At 72.6% G+C, this 24,398-nt stretch carries 13 protein-coding genes; 10 read left to right on the forward strand and 3 right to left on the reverse strand.

The genetic code is table 11. The features are described 5' to 3' along the window. The first annotated feature begins 245 nt into the window (after window positions 1-245). The 6 genes from ACWCRJ_RS14280 (at window position 246) to moeZ (ending at window position 8,747) form a co-directional block, all read left to right on the forward strand. Window positions 246-1,820, forward strand: coding sequence for a DUF3152 domain-containing protein (locus ACWCRJ_RS14280; RefSeq protein WP_450939555.1), 1,575 nt, complete (start codon window positions 246-248; stop codon window positions 1,818-1,820). A gap of 220 nt (window positions 1,821-2,040) precedes the next feature. After that, window positions 2,041-4,242, forward strand: coding sequence for a DUF3492 domain-containing protein (locus ACWCRJ_RS14285; protein ID WP_450939556.1), 2,202 nt, complete (start codon window positions 2,041-2,043; stop codon window positions 4,240-4,242). Next, window positions 4,239-5,609 carry a hypothetical protein gene (locus ACWCRJ_RS14290; protein ID WP_450939557.1) on the forward strand — a complete coding sequence of 457 codons (1,371 nt, stop codon included), beginning with the start codon at window positions 4,239-4,241 and terminating at the stop codon, window positions 5,607-5,609. The genes ACWCRJ_RS14285 and ACWCRJ_RS14290 overlap by 4 nt, the downstream gene beginning before the upstream one ends. 199 nt (window positions 5,610-5,808) lie before the next feature. Beyond that, on the forward strand, window positions 5,809-6,768 hold the full coding sequence (locus tag ACWCRJ_RS14295; RefSeq protein ID WP_450939558.1) for an NAD-dependent epimerase/dehydratase family protein: 960 nt from the start codon (window positions 5,809-5,811) through the stop codon (window positions 6,766-6,768). Beyond that, window positions 6,756-7,505: a spherulation-specific family 4 protein gene (locus tag ACWCRJ_RS14300; protein WP_450939559.1), complete on the forward strand. Its 750-nt coding sequence runs from the start codon at window positions 6,756-6,758 to the stop codon at window positions 7,503-7,505. The genes ACWCRJ_RS14295 and ACWCRJ_RS14300 overlap by 13 nt, the downstream gene beginning before the upstream one ends. A gap of 63 nt (window positions 7,506-7,568) precedes the next feature. Further along, window positions 7,569-8,747 carry an adenylyltransferase/sulfurtransferase MoeZ gene (gene moeZ, locus ACWCRJ_RS14305; protein WP_046916944.1) on the forward strand — a complete coding sequence of 393 codons (1,179 nt, stop codon included), beginning with the start codon at window positions 7,569-7,571 and terminating at the stop codon, window positions 8,745-8,747. A gap of 89 nt (window positions 8,748-8,836) precedes the next feature. Here the strand turns inward: moeZ and ACWCRJ_RS14310 are convergent, their stop codons facing one another. The 3 genes from ACWCRJ_RS14310 to ACWCRJ_RS14320 all read right to left on the reverse strand — a co-directional run bounded on the left by ACWCRJ_RS14310 (window position 8,837) and on the right by ACWCRJ_RS14320 (window position 15,021). Continuing rightward, window positions 8,837-10,372: an alpha/beta hydrolase gene (locus ACWCRJ_RS14310; protein WP_450939560.1), complete on the reverse strand. Its 1,536-nt coding sequence runs from the start codon at window positions 10,370-10,372 to the stop codon at window positions 8,837-8,839. Between the two features lie 131 nt (window positions 10,373-10,503). Next, window positions 10,504-12,054, reverse strand: coding sequence for an alpha/beta fold hydrolase (locus tag ACWCRJ_RS14315; RefSeq protein ID WP_450939561.1), 1,551 nt, complete (start codon window positions 12,052-12,054; stop codon window positions 10,504-10,506). 165 nt (window positions 12,055-12,219) lie between these two features. Continuing rightward, window positions 12,220-15,021: a lysylphosphatidylglycerol synthase domain-containing protein gene (locus ACWCRJ_RS14320; RefSeq protein ID WP_450939562.1), complete on the reverse strand. Its 2,802-nt coding sequence runs from the start codon at window positions 15,019-15,021 to the stop codon at window positions 12,220-12,222. A 185-nt stretch (window positions 15,022-15,206) separates the two neighbouring features. Between ACWCRJ_RS14320 and ACWCRJ_RS14325 the strand changes: the two genes are divergently transcribed. From ACWCRJ_RS14325 to ACWCRJ_RS14340, 4 genes are all read left to right on the forward strand, one after another. Beyond that, complete coding sequence (locus ACWCRJ_RS14325; RefSeq protein WP_450939563.1) at window positions 15,207-15,572, forward strand: MGMT family protein; 366 nt, start codon at window positions 15,207-15,209, stop codon at window positions 15,570-15,572. A 311-nt stretch (window positions 15,573-15,883) separates the two neighbouring features. After that, window positions 15,884-19,279, forward strand: a complete 3,396-nt coding sequence (locus tag ACWCRJ_RS14330; protein ID WP_450939564.1) for an ATP-dependent helicase — start codon at window positions 15,884-15,886, stop codon at window positions 19,277-19,279. Window positions 19,280-19,337: 58 nt separating this feature from the next. Then, window positions 19,338-22,958 (forward strand): UvrD-helicase domain-containing protein, encoded by a 3,621-nt coding sequence (locus ACWCRJ_RS14335; protein ID WP_450939565.1) that lies wholly within the window; start codon window positions 19,338-19,340, stop codon window positions 22,956-22,958. 10 nt (window positions 22,959-22,968) lie between these two features. After that, the gene (locus ACWCRJ_RS14340) at window positions 22,969-24,381 is read left to right on the forward strand and encodes a dipeptidase (RefSeq protein ID WP_450939566.1); all 1,413 of its coding nucleotides are present in this window, start codon (window positions 22,969-22,971) and stop codon (window positions 24,379-24,381) included. The last annotated feature ends 17 nt before the right edge of the window (window positions 24,382-24,398 follow it).

Raw genomic sequence — 24,398 nt, forward strand, 5'->3', positions numbered from 1 at the left:
GGCACTCCCGGCGGGGGGAGCTGAGGCGCGGCGTGGGACGGCACAGCCGCAAGGGGCGGGCGCCGAAAGGCGACACAAACGAAACAGAGGCGAGCCGGGCGGCGGCTTCCGCCGGGTCGAGCGATCGCGTACCGGCCGCGCGACGAGCGTCGGATGCTCAAGGGGCGCAGCGGCCCCTAGTCGGCCTAGGTGGTCAGGACGGCCAAGGTGGCCAGAACGGCCGAGGTGGCCAGGGCGGCCGGGATATGGGCGGGCCGGCGGCTGCCTCGGCTGCCGGAACCGCTCGGGCCGCGGCGGCGACGGCCCAGGCGCAGGCGGGTGTGCGGCAAGCTGCCGGCCCGCTGCCGACACGTGGATACGACCGAACCGGCGATCAGGGAATGCCGCGGTTCACCGGTAGTGCGCCCGGGCAACAGGGCGCACGTCTTCCTGAGGGCACCCCCGCCCATGGCTTCCCGCGCCTCCCTGACGGCACGCCCGCGCACGGCTTTCCCCGCCTGCCTGACGGCGCCCCCGCCCGTGGGTATCCGCCGAGTCGTGGTGGGCACCCCGAGCAGCGTGAAGCGGGCGGCGGATGGGGGCACTTGGGTGGTGACGGGCGCCGGACGGGCGCCGGGCACGGCGTGGCGCGAGGGGCTCCCACGGGGGCCCCGTATGGTGTGCCGGGCGAGGCGTCACCCCCCGGCGCCCCGTACGGCGAGCGTCCGGAGCGTTCCGGGCGCCGCATTCCCATTCCCCGGCAGCGGCAGGAGACCATGCCCCCCGGTGGCCCCCGCCAGGCATATCTGGACGCCTTCGACGAGGTCGACGACGCCTTCGACGACGTCCGCGCACCCCGTCGGACACGGCGTGCGACGCCGGGTGCCGATGGCGGCGCCGAGGGCCGGACGGATGCGGCTTTCGAGGAGAAGCCGCCCCCGCAGGGGACACGGAAGAAGCCGCAGCGGCGGGAGGAGCCGCGGGAGCGGCCTCCGGGCGCTGCGGCCGGGGCCGCGGAGACGGCGAAGGGGGCCAAGGGGCGGGCGTTCGCCGGGATCGCGGCAGCCGCGGTCACCACTGTGCTGGTCGTCGTCGCGGTCGGGCAGATGGCCGGCGGGCAGGACGAGACCGCCTCGCAGCCGAGGGCCGCCGACGCCGCCGGCGAGCGCGATGTGCGCGGCGCCTCACGCAGCGACAACCGGCCCACGCCGGCCCGTCCGCCGAGCCCGAGCGCGACCCCGTTGTCGTACGACCAGAAGATGGGTAGGACGTACCCGCTGGCCGCGGATCTGGAGGGCGGCGGGAAGTTCGAGGCGGTCAAGGGCTTCGACAGGGCGCCGGGGACGGGACAGAAGTTCCGCTACCGCGTCGACGTCGAGCAGGGAATCGGTCTGGATCCCGCGCTGTTCGCCGAGGCGGTGCAGAAGACCCTGAACGACGAGCGGAGTTGGGCCCACAGCGGCGGCCGTACGTTCGAGCGGATCTCCTCGGGCACACCCGACTTCGTGATCACGCTGGCCAGCCCGGGGACCACCGCGACCTGGTGCGCCAAGTCGGGGCTCGACACGACCGTGGACAACGTGTCCTGTGATTCGGCCGCCACCGAGCGGGTGATGATCAACGCGTACCGCTGGGCCCAGGGGTCGAAGACGTACGGCGATCAGATCCACGCGTACCGGCAGATGCTGATCAATCACGAGATCGGTCACCGCCTCGGCTATCCCCATGAGACGTGTGACAAGGCCGGAGAACTCGCGCCCGTCATGCAGCAGCAGAGCAAGTTCCTGACGTACGACGGGATCACGTGCAAGGCCAATCCCTGGCCGTATCCCGGTAGTTGACGAAGGCCGCCGAGCGGTCCGCCTTCCTGACGCGGCGTGATCAGGTGATCCCCTAGCGCGACAAAACGCGTCCCGCTAGGGAAAGTTACGACCGTTCACCCCTTTTGGTGGTGCGACGGACAACCGTCCGTCGCACCCCCGCCTTGTCCGCATACGTTCGTCCCGCTGCGAGCCGCCGGGTGAACGGCGGCTCCTCAAACGGGAGATCGGGGGTGCACGCGTGCGCATCGGACTGCTTACGGAGGGTGGCTATCCGTATGTGAGCGGTGACGCCAGGCTCTGGTGCGACCGACTCGTACGTGGGCTGGAGCGACACGAGTTCGACATCTACGCGCTCAGCCGGAGCGAGCGGCAGGAGGACGAGGGCTGGATCCCGCTGCCGTCCCAGGTCAGGCGGGTCCGTACGGCACCGCTGTGGGCGGCGGAGGACGACGGCGTCGTCCACGGGCGCCGGGCGCGGAGGCGCTTCGCGGAGGCGTACGGCGACCTGGTGTCGGCGGTGTGCTCGGGGAGCGTGAGCGGTGCCGATGGTGGGGTCGGTGGGGCCGGCCGACCTGGTGGGTCCGGTGCGTCCGGTGCGTCCGGTGCGGCTGGTGGGTCCGGTGGGTTCGGGGAGGCTTCCGACGGTGGGGCCGACGCTGAGGCGGACCGTTTCGGCAGCGCGCTGTACGGGCTCGCCGAGTTGGGCCGCGACGAAGGTGGACTGGTCGGCGCACTGCGCTCCGAGGTCGCCGTACGCACGCTGGAGCGCGCTTGTCGCGCGCCGGGCGCCCTGCGAGGGGCGCGCGAGGCGCGTGTACCGGATCTGCTGACGGTCGCCGCACATCTCGAACGCGCCCTGCGCCCCCTCTCACTCGACTGGTACGAGGACGACGGGCTCGGCTCGGTCGACCTGTGCCACGCGGCGGCCGGTGGATCGGCCGCGCTTCCCGGGCTGCTGGCCCGGTACTTCCACGGCGTGCCGCTGCTGGTCACCGAGTACGGCGTGCCGCTGCGGGCGCACTACCTAGGGGCCTCGGGAGAGGCGCCGGTGCGCGCCCTGCTCGCGGCCTTCCACCGGCGGCTGACCGCCGAGGTCTACCGGCAGGCCGCCTGCCTCACCCCCGGCAACACCCACGCCCGACGCTGGCAGGAGCGCTGCGGCGCCGACCGGGCCAGGATCCGGACGGTCTACCCCGGCATGGACGGCGCCCGCTTCGCGGAGGTCGGCGAGTCGCCGGAATACGCGGAGCCGTACACGCTGGTCTGGGTCGGCCGCATCGAGCCCGCCAAGGACCTGATCTCGCTGCTGCATGCCTTCGCCGAGATCCGCCGGGCGGAACCCAAAGCGCGACTCAGGATCGTCGGTGCGGCAGCGGGCTCCGAAGCCACCGCCTACCTGGGCCACTGCCGCGCGCTGGCCGCGCAGCTCTTCCCCGACCGGGCGGAGGGCGTCCACGCCGTCGGCGACCACCCCGTCTCCTTCGAGGAGATCGGCGACCCGGCCGGTCCCGATCTGGCCGAGGCCTACGCGGCGGGTGCGGTGGTCGTGCTGTCCAGCGTCGTCGAAGGCTTCCCGATCAGCCTGGTCGAGGCCATGTTCTGCGCCCGGCCGACGGTCTCCACCGACGTGGGCGCGGTCGTGGAGGTCATCGGCGGCACGGGCCTGGTCGTCCCTCCGCGCAACCCGCGGGCGCTGGCCGAGGCGTGTGTGGCACTGCTACGAGAACCCGAGCGCCGCGCGCGCCTCGGCGCGGCCGCCCGCGCACGCGCTCTCGAACTCTTCACGGTGGAACAGAACGTCGAGGCATTTCGTGGCATCTACCTGGAGGTCGTCTCCCAGGCCCCGGTGCGCAAGGTCGTTGTCGACGGCACCGGTGAACCACGTCCCTTCGGAGCCCCCGCCGAGGCCCGCGTGCCCGGCCGGTGGACCGATTCCCGACTGGTGACGGGCGGCCTCGGGGTCGTCGGCGTGACAGGAGTCGCCGGTGTGGCAGGAGTTGCAGGGGTCGCCGGTGTGGCAGGAGTTGCGGGGGTCGCCGGTGTCGCGGGTCTCGGTGGGGGTGTTCCCGGGCGGCCGCGCTGGGCCGTCGACACCCCTGGGCGGGCGACGACGCCTGTGGTGGAAACCACGCCTTCGGAGCCGGTCGCGACGCCGGCTCCGGGTACCGCACGCGCCTCGACGCCCGGCGCCGCACCCGGCATGGCACAGGGTTCTCCATCCGGTCCCGCACAGGACCGTGCAGCGGGCGTGACTCCGGCGGCGGCGTCGCCCGCCACGACCACCACCTCCACCACGGACTCTCCCTCCACCGCAGGCACTCCCTCCGTCTCCGCTGCGGCATCGTCTACCGCTTCGGCGGCGGATGCGGTCCCGGCCGCGGGGAGTTCTCCGGGTACGGCGGCCGGGGAGCCCGTGCCTGCGGGGGAGGGCGCGCGATGAGCGAGTCGCGATGGGACGGGCTGGACGGACCCGATGGGCTGGACGGCTTGGACGGACGGGAGGGGCTGAATGGAGAGGAGGGGCTGAACGGACGGGAGGGGCTGAACGGACGGGAGGGGCTGCAGCGCTTCGGTGGAGCCCCCGGCGCGGTTGATGTGAAGAAGTTGTCCGGCCCGGATCCCCTTCTCAGCGCCGTGACTTCGACCGATTTCCGCACGGCACATGACCTGGTCGCCTCACTCGACCCGGTCCACCGACCAGGCGACTACGACACTGCCGCGGCCGCCCCCAAGTCCGCTTCCCGCCGGGGGGCCGTCGACCCCGTGAAGGCATTGATGCACCGGCACCGGGCCCTCTGCGAGCGGGCGGTGGACCCCTTGGAGATCGCCGCCGGGCTGGAGGCGCACGGGGTGACCGACCGTACGGCTGCCCGCTTTCGGCACCGGGACGTGTTCTCGCTTGCCGAAGAGATGTACGCGCGTGTGTCGCGGGACGGCGAGGAGTCCACGGCGCGTGAGCCGGTGCCGCGCGCGCCCGGCGCAGGCGGTGGGTGGGCCGTGCTCGCCCTCCTGCCGGGTGCCCTGTGCGCGGCGGCCGTCGTCGGCGTGCGCCTCACCCACGGCCAGCCCCGTCTCGCGGTGGCAGCCGTCGGAGCCCTCGCGGTGGCGCTCGGCCTGCGTGTCGCCCTCGGCCGCGGCCCCCTGCGCGCGTCGTCGGACGCGGCGGGCCGTACCCGTGCCTGGACCTGCTGGCTGGTCGCGTACGCGCTCCTCGGCGACGGCCTGCTCGCGGCCGGCCTCGACGGCGGTCCCCATGGGCCGTGGCCCCTGGCGGTCGCGCCCGTGCTCGCGCTCAGCCTGTCCTGCGCCCCCGCCGTCTGGTGCGCCGGGCTCCTCGGCGCCCGCGCCCGCCGCAAACTCGCCGCCAGCCGAGGGCTCGCGGAGTTCGCCGACTCCGTGAGGCCCCTGATCCTCGGCGTGTTCGCGCTCCACCTCTGTGCCCTGGCCGCCCTGCTCGCGCTGTGCGGTGAGGTCCTGCACGAGCCCTCCGGATACGTCGGCGCGGGCGCCCTCGGTGCCCTTCTCCTGCTCGCCCGCCTCCTCATCGCCCATGGAGCCGCCCAGGCCCCGGCCGTCGCCCTCCGCGCAGCCGCCCTGGCCGAGGCGCTCGCGCTGGGCACGGTCTTCGCGAGCCGCCTGCCCGGCTGCTCCTTCCTGGCCGTCCCCGTCGACGCGGTCGTGGACATCTGGGGGGTCTGGGCCGTCCCCGCCCTCGTGTGCGGCACCGCCGCGCTCGTCCTGCTCGTCCACGCCACCCGCACGCTGACCCGGGCCTCGGCCCACGCCCTGCCCTCCGGGGCGACCTGACCCACCTGGGCCCTTCGTCCGGCGGCCACACGTCGCCGCTCGAACTCCGGGCCCGACCGATGCACGGGGCTCATGTCCCGGGCGCCCGTCCCGCGGGGCCGACACCGCGGGCCACCTCATCACCCACGGCACCACCCCTATAAGGAGAACGCCAGATGATCACCTCCCGAACCGGAGAACCCGCCCCGGGAGCCGCCCGATGAGGGTCCTGCTGATCGGAGCCAACGGATATCTCGGCCGCTTCGTCGCCGAACGTCTTCTTGCCGACCCGGCCGTGCAGCTCACCGCGCTCGGCCGCGGCGACGACGCCGACGTACGGTTCGACCTCGCCACTGGCAGCCCGGGCGCGCTCACCCGCTTCCTGGACGCCGTCCACCCCGGAGTCGTCGTCAACTGCGCCGGAGCCACCCGCGGCGGTGCCCGCGAACTCACCCGGCACAACACCGTCGCCGTCGCCACCGTCTGCGAGGCCCTGCGCCGCAGCGGCTGCGGGGCCCGCCTGGTGCAGCTCGGCTGCGGCGCCGAATACGGGCCCAGCCAGCCCGGGTCCTCCACCGCCGAGGACGCCGTGCCCCGCCCCGGCGGCCCGTACGGCGTCAGCAAGCTCGCCGCCACCGAACTCGTCCTCGGCTCCGGCCTGGACGCCGTGGTCCTGCGCGTCTTCTCGCCCGCCGGACCCGGCACACCGGCCGGCTCACCGCTCGGCCGCCTCGCCGAGGCCATGCGCCGCGCCATGCAGTCCGGCGACGGCGAACTCAAACTCGGCGGTCTCGGTGTCCAGCGCGACTTCGTCGACGTCCGCGACGTCGCCCGCGCCGTCCACGCCGCCTCACTCTCCGCGGCCCAGGGCGTGATCAACATCGGCTCGGGCCGCGCCGTGCGTCTCCGTGACGCCGCGGCGGTCCTCGCCCGTGTGGCCGGCTACGGCGGCGCCCTCCACGAACTCGATGCTCCACCTGGCCCCCTCAGGTCCACCATCGGCCACCCCCGCCCCGACCCGGACCACGCCGGCCCCGTCTCCTATCCGTACCCGGACGGCTGCGGCAGCTGGCAGCAGGCCGACGTCCGCACCGCCCGTGACCGCCTCGGCTGGCGGCCCAGGATCAACCTCGAGGAGTCCCTCGCCGACATCTGGATGGAGGCGGCATGCCGTATCTGACCTCGACCCCGTCCGCCATCGCCAGCACTGGCTTAAGCCTCGGTTTCGGCATCCCCGGCTATGCCCACCCCCTCGTCGCCCCTCTGGAATGGGGCGAACTCGTCCGCCCCGGGACCCCCCTGCACTGGGTCGTCCTGAACGTCTCCGGCGGCCCCGGCACCCGTCCCGACCCGCACTGCCTCGAAGCCGCCGGACGGTTGCGGAACGCGGGGGTACAGGTCCTCGGCCACCTGGACACGGCCTACGGGGCGCGTGCCCTCGCCGAGATCGCCTCCGACGCGCGTCGGTATCTCGACTGGTACCGGATCGACGGGTTCTTCCTGGACCGCTGCCCGACCGAGCGCGGCGCCCTGCCCGACATCGACCGCACGGTCACCGCGCTCCGCGCGCTCCTCGGCGGCGGCCACATCGTCCTCGGCCAGGGCACCCACCCACACCCCGGCTATGTCGAGACCGCCGACCAACTGGTGACCTTCTCCGGACCCTGGAACGACTACCGCTGGTCGCAAGTGGCGGAGTGGACCGCCGACCATCCCCCCGAGCGCTTCTGTCACTTCGTCCACGGCGTCCCGCGCGGCCACCTCGACGAGGCGCTGCGCATCGCCCGCTGGCAGGGCGCCGCCACGATCTACTTCACCGACCGCACGGACCGCGGCGGCCGGACCGACCCCTGGGAGACGATGCCCGGTTACTGGGACGACATCGTCTCGCTGGTTGGAACGGGTGTCTCGGAATGAAAAAGGGCGTGGCAGTGTTACGCGGAGAACAACCGTAGTGATTGACCGACCAACGGAGTCCCCGTGTCGCTGCCACCCCTGGTCGAGCCCGCTTCCGAGCTCACCGTAGACGAGGTCCGCAGGTACTCCCGCCACCTGATCATTCCCGACGTGGGGATGGACGGGCAGAAGCGGCTGAAGAACGCCAAGGTGCTCTGTGTGGGCGCCGGCGGCCTCGGCTCGCCGGCGCTGATGTACCTGGCCGCGGCGGGCGTCGGGACGCTCGGCATCGTGGAGTTCGACGAGGTCGACGAGTCGAACCTGCAGCGCCAGATCATCCACAGCCAGGCCGACATCGGCCGCTCCAAGGCCGCGTCGGCGCGTGACTCCGTGCTCGGCATCAACCCGTACGTGAACGTGATCCTCCACGAAGAGCGGCTCGAAGCCGAGAACGTGATGGACATCTTCAGCCAGTACGACCTGATCGTCGACGGCACGGACAACTTCGCGACCCGCTACCTGGTCAACGACGCGGCCGTGCTGCTGAACAAGCCGTACGTCTGGGGCTCGATCTACCGCTTCGACGGCCAGGCCTCCGTCTTCTGGTCCGAGCACGGCCCCTGCTACCGCTGCCTCTACCCCGAGCCCCCGCCGCCGGGCATGGTCCCCTCCTGCGCCGAGGGCGGCGTCCTCGGCGTGCTGTGCGCCTCCATCGGCTCCATCCAGGTCACCGAGGCCATCAAGGTCCTCACCGGCACGGGCGAGCCGCTGGTCGGACGCCTGATGATCTACGACGCCCTGGAGATGCAGTACCGCCAGGTCAAGGTCCGCAAGGACCCCGACTGCGCGGTCTGCGGCGAGAACCCCACCGTCACCGAGCTCATCGACTACGAGGCCTTCTGCGGCGTCGTGTCCGAGGAGGCCCAGGAGGCGGCGGCCGGTTCGACGATCACTCCCAAGCAGCTCAAGGAGTGGATCGACGACGGTGAGAACATCGAGATCATCGACGTCCGCGAGATCAACGAGTACGAGATCGTCTCCATCCCGGGCGCCAAGCTGATCCCGAAGAACGAGTTCCTCATGGGCACCGCCCTGGAGGCCCTCCCGCAGGACAAGAAGATCGTCCTGCACTGCAAGACGGGTGTCCGCAGTGCGGAAGTCCTCGCGGTCCTGAAGTCGGCGGGCTTCTCCGACGCGGTCCACGTCGGTGGCGGCGTGATCGGCTGGGTCAACCAGATCGAGCCGAGCAAGCCGGTCTACTAGGCACAGACCTTCCAGGGAGGGGCTCGGCACCGTGGGTGCCGGGCCCCTCTCCGCTGCCCCCGGCAGAGACGCGCGGCGGCCGTCCCGGCCTACGCGCAGACCTTGCCGTCCTTCGGCACCGTCCCGTTGAGCAGATACGCGTTCACCGTCGAGTCGACGCAGTCGCTGCCGCTGCCGTACGCGCCGTGGCCCTCGCCCTTCCAGGTGAGCATCACACCGACGTCCTCGCCCAGTTCCGCGGCCATCTTCCGCGCGCCCTCGTAGGGCGTCGCCGGGTCCCCGGTGTTCCCCACCACGAGGACGGGCGCCGCTCCCGGTGCGCTCACCTCCGGCGAGTCGGTCAGGCCCGGTACCGGCCAGTCGTGGCACCAGCCCGCGGTGTCCCAGCCCAGGAACTCGCCGAAGACGGGTGAGAGCTCCCGGAACTCGGGCAGCAGCTTCTTCGTCTCCTCGACGCTCGGCCGCTGCTTCTGGTCCAAGCACGATATGACCCGTTGGGAATGGGTCGTCGTGCCGTAGCGGCCCGCCGGATCACGCTCGTTGTATCCGTCGGCCAACGCGAGCAGCTCGGTGCCGTCGCCGTCCTCGGCCGCGTCGAGCGCGCTGGTCAGTGTGGGCCAGCTCTGCTCGCTGTAGAGCGGCAGGACGATGCCGGTGGTCGCCAGTGTCTGCGTGAGCTCGCGGCCGGACGTCGTCGCCAGCGGTTCGGCGTCGATCCGCTCCAACAGCTTCTCGATCTTCCTCGTGCCTGCCTCGGGGCTCTGGCCGGTGGACTTCAAGTAGTTGTCGAGAGCGCGCTGGAAGCCCAGGGTCTGGTTCCTCGCGTGGCCCACCGTGTCGGCGGTCGGGTCGACCACCGCGTCCAGGACCAGGCGTCCCACGTTGCGGGGGAACAGATGGGCGTAGACCCCGCCGAGTTCGGTGCCGTAGGAGATGCCGAAGTAATGCATCTTCTCGTCGCCGAGAGCCTGGCGCATGAGGTCCATGTCGCGGGCGGTCTCGGCGGTCGAGACGTGTGACAGCAGCTTGCCCGCGGCCTTCTCACAGCCCGCGCCGAAGTCGGCCGCGTCCTGGAAGAAAGTCCTCTCCTCGGCGGCGTCGTCGGGGGTGGCGTCCACCGACTCGCCCGCCTGGATCTCCTTGTCGCTGCGGCAGCGCACCCCCTCGCTCTCGGCCACCCCGCGCGGGTCCCAGCTCACCAGGTCGTACCGCTTGTGCAGTTCGCTCGTCAGCCCCGCGTACGACGGCAGCGTGGACACGCCGGAACCGCCGGGCCCGCCGAAGTTGAACAGGAGGGAGCCGATGTGATCGTCCGCGTCGCCGGTCGCCTTGCTGCGGATCAGTGCGAGCCCGATCGTCCCGTCGTCCGGATTCCCGTAGTCCAGCGGCACCTTCAGCGTCGCGCACTGCCAGTCGCCGCCCGGTGCCGGCCCCTCCGCAGTCGCCTCGCAGCGCCCCCAATCGAGCTTCTGGGGTGGTGCCGGTGGCGCCGACGCCGCCGGTGCGGAGGACGAGGCCTTTCCGTCGTCCGCCTCGTCACCCGTCCTGTCGCCCGTGCCCCCGCTGCAACCGGTGACCAGCACCACAGCGGCGGCCAGTGCGGCCCCCCGTACAAAGCGCGCCATGCGTACGTCCCCCCTCTGGCGGTTCCGTCCGCCGGATGTCCCGAATGGCGGTCATGCCATGGTATGCGGACTGCCGCCCCGACCAAGACTGCCTGTGGATAACGTTCTGACCTGCGGATTCATCTGCGAATTCACGCACAGACCCGGCCGGATTTCGGCACCTTCCCCGTGAGCAGGTAACCGTCCACGGCCGTCTGGACGCAGGCATTCCCGCTGTTGTACGCACCGTGGCCCTGCCCCTTGTACGTCAGCTCGATCCCGACCCCCGGCCCGAGCGCCTGGACCATCTTCCGGGCTCCTTCGTACGGTGTGGCCGGGTCGCCGGTGTTGCCGATCACGAGGATCGGTGCCGCGCCCGGGGCCCACACGTCGGGGTGGTCCGCCGCACCGGCGACGGCCCAGTCGGTGCAGGAGAGCAGGGACCAGGCCAGCCATTCGCCGAAGACGGGGGAGGCCGCCCGGAACGTGCCCAGCCCCGCTTCCACATCCGCGGTGGTGTAGCGCGGCTTGGCGTCCGCGCAGTTGATGGAGGCGTTCGCCGCGGTGAGGTTGCTGTACTCGCCGTCATCGCCGCGCCCGTTCATCGAGTCGGACAGCGACATCAGCAGGCTGCCGTCCCCGTCGTACGCCAGTTCGAGGCCCTCGGTCAGATACGGCCAGAGGTCCTGGGAGTACAGGGCCTGGGCGATACCGCTCGTGGCGGCGGTCTGCGTGAGATCGCGGGGGAAGATGCCGTCGATCGGCCGGGTGTCGAGGTCGTCGAGCAGCTTGGTGATCCGGTTCTCGACGTCCTGCTCGGTCTCGCCGACAGGGCAGTCCTCCGCCTTCGACACGCAGTCCCGGGCGTAGTTGCCGAGCGCCAGCTGGAAGCCCTTGGCCTGTCCGAGCGTGCCCTGCTCCGACGTCTTTGTCGGGTCGACGACCGCGTCGAACACCGCGCGTCCGACCTTCTCGGGGAACAGGTGGGCGTAGACGCCGCCGAGTTCGGTGCCGTAGGAGATGCCGAAGTAGTGCAGTCTGTCGTCGCCGAGGACCTGGCGCATGAGGTCCATGTCGCGGGCCGCGTCGGTGGTGCGGACGTGCGGGAGGGTCTTGCCGGAGTTCTTCTCGCAGGCCGAGTTGAAGGCCTTGGTGGAGTCGAGGAAGTCCGTCCGTTCGGCCGCGTCGTCGGGGGTCCCGTCCTGCTGGAAGTACGCGTCGAGTTCCTCGTCGTCCTCGCACCGGACGCCCGCGCTGCGGCCGACCCCACGTGGGTCGAAGCTGACCAGGTCGTAGCGGGTGCGCAGTTTTGCGTAGTCCTGGGCGGAGGCGGGCAGCGCCTTGACGCCGGAGCCGCCGGGGCCGCCGAAGTTGAACACGAGCGAGCCGATGCGCCGGCTCCTGGGGCCGCTGGTCCGCACCCGGATCAGCGCGATGTCGATGGTGTCGCCGTCGGGTTCGTCCCAGTCGAGCGGGGCCTTCATGGTCGCGCACTGCCACCCGTCGCCGTCGGGCAGCGGTGAGGGCGCGGTGCCACCGCCCTCGGACTCGGACGGGGCCTCGCAGGTCTTCCAGCGCGGTTTCTGGGCGGTCAGGTCCGTGTCGTCCCCCTTGGCATCGTCGCCGCAGGCGGCCGCCGACAGGGACAGCAGGACGGCGATCGTGGCCGCGGTGACGGCACGGGTCCGGGGCGAGGTGGGCATGCCCCCATCGTGGAGGTGTCCGCGGCGATGTGCCCCGGAGCACGGGCCGTGCGGGTGAGTGGGGACGGGCCGCCACGCATGCGGAGGCAAGGTGAGGACGGAGGCGCCGTCAGCGCGCGTGGGCCGAGCGGCGGGGAGGGGGACCCACGCGCGCGTGCACCCCTCCTACAGCGCGCCCTTGCGTGACAACTGGTTGAAGGCCAGCCAGCCCGGAAGCACCGGCAGCCACAGGGTGAGCAGGCGGAACAGCAGCACCGCCGGTGCGGCGACCTCCTTGGGAAGGCCCACAGCGATCAGACCCACCGTCAGGGTGGCCTCCACCGCTCCCACACCGCCCGGGGTCGGCGCCGCGGAACCCAGCGCGTTGCCCGCGAGGAAGACGACGGCGACGCTGGCGATGCTGATCGAGACGTCCTCGTTGCCGAAGGCGCGGATCGAGGCGTCCAGGCACATCACGAAGCAGCCCGTGAGAAGCAGCATGCCGCCGATGCCGGTGACCAGCTTCTGCGGCCGCTGCAGCACGTCGAGCATGCGTGGCACGACGCCGGCGAAGAGCGACCGCACGCGCGTGACGACGAACTTGCGCAGGAACGGGATCGACGTGACCACGAGGACGAGCACCGCGACCGTCAGCAGACCGGCGATGACGGTGCGGGACGGCGACAGTGACGGCGTCTTCTCCGTGCCCGTCAGATAGCCGAAGGCGAGCAGCATCAGGATGTGGCAGCCGAGTCCGAAGAGCTGTGAAGCGCCGACACTCGCCACCGCGAGACCGGGCCGTACCCCCGCGCGCTGCAGGAAGCGTGTGTTGAGTGCCACACCGCCCACCGCCGCCGGCGCCACGATCTTGACGAAGGAGCCGGCGACCTGTGCCCCGATCGTCCGCAGGAACGGCACCCGCTCCGGCACGAATCCCAGCAGGCTCATCGCCGCCGCGACGTAGCTCAGGGCGGAGAAGAACACGGCCGCGGCGACCCAGCCCCACTCGGCGTTCTCGATGAGCGGTCCGAACTCGATGTGGGTCAGCTGGGTCAGCAGGAAGTACGCGCCGATCGCGCCGGCGAAGAGACTGATCAGGGTGCGCGGTTTGACCCGCTCCAGCCGCGCCGGTTCGACCGGTGCCTGCGGTCTGATCAGCAGCACCTGGTGGCGGATCTGGGTGAGCAGGTCTTCTTCGCGGGCCTCTTCCAGCGCCTCGTCGATCGCTCGCTTCTCGGCCCGCTGCTCGGCTCGTACGGCCTTCTTGTCGGCTTTGTCGGGCTCGGTCGCCGCCTTGCTGTGTTCCTCCGCGCGGGCCTGCTTGGCCAGGTGGGACGCCTCCAGGACGGCCTCGCGCTCGCGTTCGGCGCGCTCCCTGGCCAGTCTGCGCAGGGTCGCGCGCGTGGAGCGCGAGAGGGCGATGGGCTGCAGCAGCGGCAGGCAGTCGGCCACGGCGTCGGGGCCGAGCACGCTCACCGCCGAGGCCACCGCACGCTCGGCACCCACGCGCAGGCCCAAGGTCGTCAGCAGTTGGGAGACGTCCATGCGCAGCACCAGGTCGCCGGCCGCGATCTCGCCGACGCGCAGATCGGTCAGGATCACCGTGCCGGAACGATCCACCAGAACCGCGTCACCCACGAGCCTGCGGTGCGCGATGCGCCGCGACTGCAGTGCCTTCACCTGGTGCCAGGTGTCCGACATCAGCGCGTCGGTGACCTCGTCGTCCGCCAAGGAGTCCAGGGTGCGGCCGCCGGTGTGCTCGTAGACGAGCATCACGGCGTCCGGTCCGAGTTCGGAGGTCGCGATCAGCTTGGGGGCGTTGGCACCCGCCGCGATGGCCGCGTACGCGAGGAGGGCCTCCTGCTCCAGCGCCTGGCGCAGGGACTGCAGGCTGCGGCGCGTGGTGATGCCGCGCAGCGTCAGCCGCCGCCAGACGCGGTAGAAGAACCCCTGCGCCTGTTGCTCCCGGTCGACGACGGTGACGTCCAGGGGCGGGCCGTCCTCCAGCGTCACGAAGTACCGGCGGCCCCGGTCCCCGCCCTCCACCGTGTCCGGGATCTCCTCGCGGGCCGCGCTCACCGGCTTGAAGCCGACCCGCCTGAGGCCGGCCATCAGGGTCCGGCCGGTCGGGCGTACGTTCGGGGAACCGACCGCGTACAGGGTCCCGTAGGCGACGGTCCAGCCGATGAGCACCGTCAGGATGATCGAGAACGGTGTGGTGTAGCCGGTGACCAGCATCGAGAAGGCGTCCAGCAGCAGCACGATCCACAGCACGGCCCGCCAGCGGGGTCTGCGTGACATGCCGACCGCGGTCATGTACGCGATCACCGGCGCGAGATAGCCGTGCACGGGGTCGGTGAGGGCGTGGATGTCGCCGGGTGAGGGTTGGGTGAGAGCTTCCTGGATCGAGTCCGGGGCCGCCCTGGCGACCCACAGGTCGGTCGCCAGCGTCACCCCGTGCGCCAGGACCGCCGCGAGCACGCCGTCGGCGATGCGCAGCCCGTCCCGCTTGATCAGGCGTTCGATCGCGAAGGCGACCGGCACCAGCAGGATCGCGATGCTCGACCCGAGGCCCGCGAGTTTGATCAGCAGATCGGGCGCCTGGCCCGTGCCCTTGTTGATGTCCTGTTCGAGCCCGGAGGTGGTGCCGTGGGCGAACGCGGCGATCGCCAGCAGCAGGACGATGCCGAGGATGCCGACCGAGAGTCGCATGAGGTCGGAGGGACGGTGCACGCGCGCGGGGAGCAGCGGTTCGTCGCCCTCGACCTCCTCGGCGTGGGCCTCCCCCGGGTCGTCGCCCTCTTCGACCTGCTGCTCCTCGTCCTCGGGCTCCCCTCGGGCGGCTGTTTCGGCCACGGGAGGGGTGGTCTCGGAGGCCTTCTTCGAGACGTCTTCGGTACCCCCGTCGCCTTCCTCGGGGGTGTCCGGGCGCGACGAGGCGTCAGAGGTGCCCGCCGCGTCATCGGGGTGCACGCTCTGCTGCTTCATCGTCTCTTCTTGGTCTCGTATCACCAGTCACCGCCCGCACGATGGTGGCATGCCGGGTGGGCACACAGGGGCATCAGGGTGCAATGCGGGGGCGCACAGTCTGCCCGAAGACCGCCCCCGGAGCGAGGGACGCACGCGTCGGCCGCCTGGTCCCATTGTCGGTGGGGTGGGGCAGGATGGGGCGGATGAGCGAGGAGAGCCTTCCGGCGGACGCCCTGCCGGAGTACGCGGAGCGGGTCCTCGAGGTCACCGACCTGATCCCGCCCGGACGGGTCATGACATACGGGGACGTCGCCGAGTGGCTGGGGGAGGGCGGCCCGCGCCAGGTGGGCCGTGTGATGGCCCTCTACGGTGGTGCGGTCGCGTGGTGGCGGGTCGTCCGTGCCGACGGCGTGCTGCTGCCCGGACACGAACTGAGAGCCCTGGACCGCTACCGCGTGGAGGGCACCCCCCTGCGCGAGGCGAGCCGTACGACCGAGGGCCATGTGCCGCGCGTCGACATGAGACGGGCACGCTGGGACGGCGGTGAGCACGCGGAAGGGCACACCTGACGGCCGCCGGCCGCCGACGGACTGCGGTGCGCCCGCTGCTCCGAACGGGGGAAGCGTGGCACGTCGGTGGCATGCCGTACGTTCGTGGGGCGAGGGGCGCACGTGCCGCGCGAGCCGGAAGGGAACAAGAGGAAGCCCCGCTTCCGCACCACCGGTCGGCGTAGCGTCGGCTGCGCGTGTCCCTCTCACCCCGCGGCCACCGGCCTCCCCGAACGGCAGGCCGCGCGCCCGTCTCCCGACCACCACTCCTCGACGTCGGCGCACCGCGCCGGCAGTGACCTCTCGCACACCCACCAGGACCGGCGAACCACGTGAGCTCCTCTTTCTCCACCAGGCGCCTGTCGCACCCCCAGGTGCGACAGGGGAGCCGTGGCGCTTACCGACTGGTGCGTACCCCACCGGCCCGAAGGGACCCCCCTCGTCTGGACGCCGAGCAGCGCGGGGTGGTTGACCACCGGAGCGGCCCTCTGCTCGTCCTCGCCGGTCCGGGAACCGGCAAGACGACCACCCTCGTCGAGTCCGTGACGGCCCGCATCGCCGGCGGAGCCGATCCCGCGCGCGTGCTCGTCCTGACCTTCAGCCGTAAGGCCGCGGTGGAGCTGCGCGACCGGATGGCCCTGCGGATGGGCGCCGCGCGCGCCCCGCAGGCCACCACCTTCCACTCCTTCTGCTACGCCCTGATCCGCGCGCACCAGGACAGCGACCTGTTCGTCGAGCCCCTGCGGCTGCTGTCCGGCCCCGAACAGGACGTGGCCGTGCGCGCACTGCTCGCGGGCCAGCCCGACCTGGAACGCCTGGGGCTCGCACATGTGCGCTGGCCGGACGAACTGCGTGCCTGCCTGACCACGCGCGGGTTCGCCGACGAGGTCCGCGCGGTCCTCGCCCGCAGCCGCGAACTGGGCCTGGCCCCCGAGGACCTGCGGGCCTTCGCCGCGCGTATCGGCCGACCGGACTGGCTCGCGGCCTCCGCCTTCCTCGCCGAGTACCTCGACGTCCTCGACCTGCAAGGAGTGCTCGACTACGCGGAACTGGTCCACCGGGCCGTGCTCCTCGCCGGCCGGCCGGGGGTCGCCGAACGGCTGGCCGCCCAGTACGACGCGGTCTACGTCGACGAGTACCAGGACACGGACCCCGCACAGGTACGGCTCCTGAGGGCCCTCGCGGGCGGCGGCCGCACCCTGGTGGCGTTCGGCGACCCCGACCAGTCGATCTACACCTTCCGGGGCGCCGACGTGAACGGCATCCTGGAGTTCCCGTCGGCCTTCCCGCGCGTGGACGGCCGCCAGGCCCCGGTGGCGGTCCTGAGGAACTCCCGCCGCTCGGGAGCGGACCTGCTCACCGCCACCCGGCTGCTCACCCAGCGGATGCCGCTCACCCGCCTCCCCGCCGAGAAGGTGCGGGCCCACCGCGAGCTCCGGCCCGTGCGTGACGGCGGCCGCGTCGAGGTCTACACGTACCCGACCTCGGGCACCGAGCTGGACAACATCGCCGACGTCCTGCGGCGAGCCCACCTGGAGGACGGCGTCCCCTGGAGCGAGATGGCCGTCCTGGTGCGCGCCGGCGCCCGCACGATCCCCTCGATGCGGCGCGCCCTGACCGCCGCGGGCGTCCCTCTGGAGATCGACGGCGACGACCTGCCCCTGCGCCACGAACCGGCCGTACAGCCCCTGCTGACGGCGCTGCGGGCGGTCGCGCGGGCGGAGCTGGAGGCGGCGAACCCCTCTGCCTCGGCCGAGGAGCCCGACGATTCGTCCGACGCCGCCCCCGACTACGCGCCCGACGCGTCGTCCGACACTCCCGACCAGTCGTCCGACGCGCCCGAGCCGCAGCCCTCCTGGCTGGACACCGAGACCGCTCTCACGCTCCTCGCCTCCCCTCTCGCGGGCATGGACACCGCCGATCTGCGGCGCCTCGGCCGCGCGCTGCGCGAGGAGGAGCGCGCCGGCGGCAACCCCGTACCACCGCCCTCGGACGAACTGCTCACCCGCGCGCTGGCGGAACCGGAGCGACTGGTGGCGCACGATCCGGTGTACGCGCGGGGAGCGCAACGCCTGGGCGCGCTGCTGCGGAAGGCCCGCGAGCGTCTCGCGGGCGGCGGCACCGCCGAGGAGGCGCTGTGGGAGCTGTGGGACGGCACCCCGTGGCCCAGGCGCCTGGAGCGGGCCGCGCGGCGCGGTGGCGCGGCCGGACGCAACGCGGACCGTGACCTCGACGCCGTGTGCGCGCTGTTCGCCACCGCCGCGCGCGCGGAGGAGCGCACCGGTGGCCTCGGCGCCCTCAACTTCCTGGCCGAGATCGAGGCCGAGGACATCGCCGCCGACACGCTCACCGGGCGGGCCGTGCGCCCCGACGCGGTACGCCTGATGACCGCGCACCGCTCCAAGGGCCTGCAATGGCGCCTGGTCGTCGTCGCCGGCGTCCAGGAGGGCCTCTGGCCGGACCTGCGGCGACGCGGCTCGCTCCTGGAGGCCGACCGCATCGGCCGCGACGGTCTCGCCGAACCGCTCACCCCGGGCGCCCTGCTCGCCGAGGAACGCCGGCTGTTCTACGTGGCCGCCACGCGCGCGCGTGAACGCCTCGTCGTCACCGCGGTGAAGGCACCGGCCGACGACGGCGACCAGCCCTCCCGCTTCCTCGCCGAACTGGGCGTCGAACCCAGGGACGTCACCGGGCGCCCCCGCCGCCCGCTGTCCGTCGCCTCCCTCGTCGCCGAACTGCGCGCCACCACGGTGGACCCGCGCGTGTCGGACTCCCTGCGCGAGGCCGCGGCCCTGCGCCTGGCCAGGCTGGCCGCGCTGAGCGACGAGGACGGCCGCCCCCTGGTGCCGTCGGCGCACCCGCACCGCTGGTGGGGGATGTTCGAGCCCACCGAGAGCAAGGTGCCGCTCAGGGATCGCGACCAGCCCGTCGTGCTGTCCGGCAGCGCCCTCGACCAACTCGCCAACACCTGTGCCCTGCAGTGGTTCCTGGGCCGCGAGGTGAAGGCGGACGCGCCCGCGACCGCCGCCCAGGGCTTCGGCAACGTCGTGCACGTCCTCGCCGACGAGGTCGCCTCCGGCCGCACCCCCGCCGACCTCGACGTCCTCATGGAGCGCCTCGACTCCGTGTGGAACGCGCTCGCCTTCGACGCGCCCTGGAAGTCGGAACAGGAGAAGCAGCACGCGCGCGTGGCGCTCGAACGCTTCCTGAAGTGGCACGTCATGGACCGCGCGGGACGTACCCCGGTGGCCAGCGAGCACGACTTCGACGTCACCCTCGAAGCGGGCGACTACGAGGTGCGCATCCGCGGTTCCATGGACCGGGTCGAGACCGACGCCGAGGGCCGCGCGTACGTCGTCGACTTCAAGACGGGCAAGCAGGCCGTCAGTTCGTCCGAGGTCACCCGGCACCCCCAGCTCGCCGTGTACCAGCTCGCGGTCCGGGAGGGAGCTGTCGACGAGCCCTTCGGCGGCGCCCGGCCGGAACCGGGCGGCGCCGAACTCGTCCAGCTGAGGCAGGGCGCCGCCAAGAAGAACGGTGGCGAGGCCGTCCCCAAGGTGCAGGCACAGGAACCCCTGCAGGGAGAGTGGGTGGGCGATCTCCTGGCCACGGCCGCGGGCAAGGTCCTGGACGAGCGTTTCTCCCCCACCGCGGGACAACACTGTGCACACTGCGCTTTCCGGGCATCGTGCAGTGCCCGCGCGGAGGGCCGTCACGTGGTCGAGTGAGGCCGCCCGCCCGGCGACCCGGCATCCGCTGTCAGTGGCCGGCGCTAGCCTCTCTGGAATGTCCGCCCGTATCAGCGATCCCGAGCAGCTCAAGGAGCTCCTCGGCATCCCGTTCACCCCGGAGCAGACGGCCTGCATCGTCGCGCCGCCCGCCCCGCAGGTGATCGTGGCCGGAGCCGGGTCGGGCAAGACCACGGTGATGGCCGCGCGCGTGGTGTGGCTGGTCGGCACCGGACAGGTCGCGCCCGAACAGGTCCTCGGCCTGACGTTCACCAACAAGGCGGCGGGCGAACTCGCCGAGCGCGTACGCAAGGCCCTGGTCAGGGCGGGCATCACCGACCCGGACGCGATCGACCCCGACCACCCGCCCGGCGAGCCGGTCATCTCCACGTACCACGCCTTCGCGGGCCGCCTCCTGACCGACCACGGCCTGCGCATCGGCCTGGAACCCACCTCCCGGCTCCTCGCCGACGCCACCCGCTACCAGCTCGCCGCCCGCGTGCTCCGGGAGTCCCCGGGCCCCTACCCGGCGCTGACCCGCTCCTTCCCGGACCTGGTCGGCGACCTGCTGACCCTCGACTCCGAACTCGCCGAGCACCTCGTACGACCCGAGGACCTGACCGCCTACGACACCGCACTGCTGCGCGAACTGGAGAGCGTCAAGCTCACCAACGCGGACCTTCGCAAGGTCCCCGAGGCGGCCGCCGCCCGCCGCGAACTCACCGGACTGGTGGTCCGCTACCGGGCGGCCAAGCGCGAGCGCGACCTCCTCGACTTCGGCGACCAGATCGCCCTGTCCGCCGGCCTCGCCGGGCTCCCCGAGGTGGGCCGCATCCTGCGGGACGAGTTCCGGGTGGTCCTGCTCGACGAGTACCAGGACACCTCGGTCGCCCAACGCGTCCTGCTGGCCGGCCTGTTCGGCGACGGCACCGGCCACCCCGTGACCGCGGTCGGTGACCCCTGCCAGGCCATCTACGGCTGGCGCGGCGCCTCCGTCGCCAACCTCGACGACTTCCCCGACCACTTCGCCCACCCCGACGGCCGGCGCGCGACCCGCCAGGCGCTCAGTGAGAACCGCCGCAGCGGCGGCCGTCTCCTCGACCTCGCCAACGGCCTCGCGGAGCCCCTGCGGGCCATGCACGCGGGCGTGGAGGCCCTGAGGCCCGCCCCCGGCGCCGAACGCGACGGCGTGGTCCGCTGCGCCCTGTTGAACACGCACGCCGAGGAACTCGACTGGCTCGCCGATTCGATCGCCCACCTCGTGCGCACCGGCAAGGAACCCGGAGAGATCGCCGTCCTGTGCCGTACCGCCACCGACTTCGCCGAGATCCAGGGCGCGCTCGTGGCCCGTGACATCCCCGTCGAGGTCGTCGGCCTCTCCGGACTGCTCCACCTCCCCGAGGTCGCCGACCTCGTCGCCGTCTGCGAGGTCCTCCAGGACCCCGGCGCCAACGCCTCCCTCGTCCGCCTCCTGACCGGCCCGCGCTGGCGGATCGGCCCGCGCGACCTCGCGCTCCTCGGCCGCCGGGCCAGGCTGCTCGTCTCCCACGCGCGCGTGGACGGCGACGACGACCCGGACCGCAGGCTCGCCGCGGCCGTCGAGGGCGTCGACCCGTCCGAGGTGATCTCGCTGGCGGACGCGCTGGACACGTTCCTGGAAATGCCGCTCGAAGCCGAGGGGGAGGACGACGGGCTGCCGTTCTCGCCCGACGCGCGCGTGCGGTTCGCCCGGCTGGCCGCCGAACTGCGCGACCTGCGCCGCTCGCTCGCCGACCCGCTCATGGACGTCCTGCACCGCGTGCTGGCCGTCACCGGCCTGGAGGTGGAACTCTCCGCGTCCCCGCACGCGCTCGCCGCACGCCGCCGCGAGACCCTGTCGAACTTCCTGGACATCGCCGCCTCCTTCGCCGCCAACAGCGCCGGCGAGGCCACCCTGCTCGCCTTCCTCGGCTTCCTGCGGACTGCCGCCCAGTACGAGAAGGGCCTCGACAACGCGCTGCCGGGCGGCGAGAACACCGTCAAGGTGCTCACCGCCCACCGGTCCAAGGGCCTGGAATGGGATGTGGTCGCCGTCCCCGGCCTGGTCACCGGCACCTTCCCCAGCACGCAGGGCCGCGAGAAGTGGACGGCACAGGGCAAGGTCCTGCCCCACGAGCTGCGCGGCGACGCCGACACCCTCCCCGACGTCGAGTCCTGGGACTCGCGCGGCCTGAAGGCCTTCCAGGAGGCCATGAAGGACCACCAGCACACCGAGGAACTCCGCCTCGGCTATGTCACCTTCACCCGCCCCCGCTCCCTGCTCCTCGGCTCGGGGCACTGGTGGGGCCCGTCCCAGAAGCGCCCGCGCGGGCCGTCCGACTTCCTCACCGCCCTCCACGACCACTGCGCGGCCGGGTACGGCGAGATCGAGGCCTGGGCCGACGAACCCGAGGAGGACGCCGAGAACCCGGCCCTCCACGAGTCGGTGGCCGACCACGCCTGGCCACTCCCGCTCGACGACACGGCCCTGCGGCGCCGCCGCGCCGCCGCCGCGACCGTACTGGCCCACCTGGAGCGGGCCGCGTCCCACGAGGACACACACCCGGGCGCCGACCACGCCCCGGACCCCCGCTCATCGGACGACCCGGACTGGCCGCCACCGCCGGACGACGAGGAATTCCTGTACGAGGACGACGCCTTCCCGGACGAGGTGCCCCCCGAGGACGACGGCCCTCCGGCGGACGACTCCGGCGGCACCGACGAGGAGGACACCGGCGACTGGGACTCCTGGTCGGCGGACCGCCCCGCACGGGCCGTGCACGCGCGCGTGGAGCACCCCGCGCCAGACGCGCGCACGCCGGCCGTGCCGCACGCCCGCAGGCACCCCACCGCGTCCGGCCTCAGCCCCGAGGAAGCCCGCACCGTCGCCTCGTGGGACCGCGACCTGGACGCTCTCGCCGGAGAACTCGTGCGGGCCCGCGCCAAGGTCACGGACGTACCGCTGCCCGCGTCGCTCACGGCCTCGCAGCTGATGCGTCTGGCGGCCGATCCGGACGGCTTCGCGCAGGAGCTCGCCCGCCCCATGCCCCGCCCGCCGCAGCCCGCGGCCCGTCGCGGCACCCGCTTCCACGCCTGGGTCGAGGCCCGCTTCGAAGAGCTGCGACTTCCCATGCTGGAACCCGAGGAACTGCCCGGCAGTGACGCCGAGATCGCCGACGAGCGGGACCTGGAGGCCCTCAAGGAGGCCTTCGAACGCACTCCCTACGCGCAGCGCACGCCGTACCGCGTCGAGGAACCCTTCCAGCTGGGGATCGCCGGACGCGTCGTACGCGGCCGCATCGACGCCGTCTACCGCCGGAGCGACGCCGCCGGGACGACGACGTACGAGATCGTCGACTGGAAGACCGGCCGCACCCGCACCGCCGACCCGCTCCAGCTCGCGATCTACCGTCTCGCCTGGGCCGAACAGCAGGGCGTGCCCCTGGAAGCCGTCGGAGCGGCCTTCCTGTACGTCCGCACCGGCGACGTCGTACGACCCGAGGGCCTCCCCGGCCGGGACGCGCTGGAACGGCTGCTCCTGGAGGATCCCGGCGCCGACGGGACCCCTGATCCCGACCCGGAGCGGCCGGAATCGGCGGCGGACGGGCCCGGAGGGTCCACGGACGAACCGCCGGACGAGCGCGTCGGTGCGGGCCGATAGGCTCGTGAGCATGAGCCAGTCCGTTGACAGCGACGTCAGCGTCGTCCGTACGTACATACAGAACCACCGTGCCGCCTTCCTCGACGACCTCGTGGAGTGGCTGCGCATCCCGTCGGTGTCGGCGCAGCCCGAGCACGCGCCGGACGTACGGCGCAGCGCCGACTGGCTGGCCGCCAAGCTGAAGGAGACCGGCTTCCCCACCGCCGAGGTCTGGGAGACGCCGGGCGCCCCCGCCGTCTTCGCGGAATGGCCCGCCGCGGACGCCGACGCCCCCACCGTCCTGGTCTACGGGCACCACGACGTGCAGCCCGCGGCCCTCGCGGACGGCTGGGACACCGAGCCCTTCGAACCGGTGATCCGTGGAAACCGGCTCCACGCGCGCGGGGCGGCCGACGACAAGGGGCAGGTGTTCTTCCACACACTCGGGGTCCGCGCCCACCTCGCCGCGACCGGCCGGACCGCCCCCGCCGTCCACCTGAAGATGCTGATCGAGGGCGAGGAGGAGTCCGGCTCCCCGAACTTCCGCGCCCTCGTCGAAGCGCACGCCGAGCGGCTCGCCGCAGACGCGGTCGTCGTCTCCGACACCGGCATGTGGGCCGCGGACACCCCCACCGTGTGCACCGGCATGCGGGGCCTCGCAGAGTGCGAGATCCGGCTGCACGGCCCCGACCAGGACATCCACTCCGGCTCCTTCGGCGGCGCCGTACCGAACCCGGCCACCGAGATCGCCCGCCTCGTCGCCGCCCTGCACGACGAGCACGCGCGCGTGGCGATCCCCGGCTTCTACGACGGCATCGCCGAACTCACCGACCACGAGCGCGAACTCTTCGCCGAACTCCCCTTCGACGAGGAGCGTTGGCTGCGCACGGCCAGGTCCACGGCGGCGCACGGCGAGACCGGACACACCACTCTGGAACGCGTCTGGGCCCGTCCGACCGCCGAGGTCAACGGCATCGGCGGCGGCTATCAGGGCGCGGGCAGCAAGACGATCATCCCGTCCTCTGCCATGGTGAAGCTGTCCTTCCGCCTGGTCGCCGGACAGGACCCGGACCACATTCGCGAGGCCGTCACCGCCTGGGCCGCCGAGCGCGTCCCCGCCGGGATCCGTCACGAGATCACGTTCAGCGGCTCCACCCGCCCCTGCCTGACACCGCTCGACCACCCGGCCCTGCGATCGCTGGTGCGGGCCATGGGCCGTGCCTTCGAGCAGCCGGTCCGCTACACGCGCGAGGGCGGCTCCGGGCCCGCCGCCGACCTCCAGGAGGTCCTCGGCGCACCTGTGCTCTTCCTGGGCATCTCCGTCCCCTCCGACGGCTGGCACGCCCCCAACGAGAAGGTCGAGCTCGATCTGCTCCTCAAAGGTGTCGAGACCAGCGCGTACCTCTGGGGCGAGCTGGCCCGAGGCCCTCGCGAGGCACACTGAAGAAGACTCCGCACGCC

It is taken from the genome of Streptomyces sp. NPDC002324 (assembly GCF_053593335.1).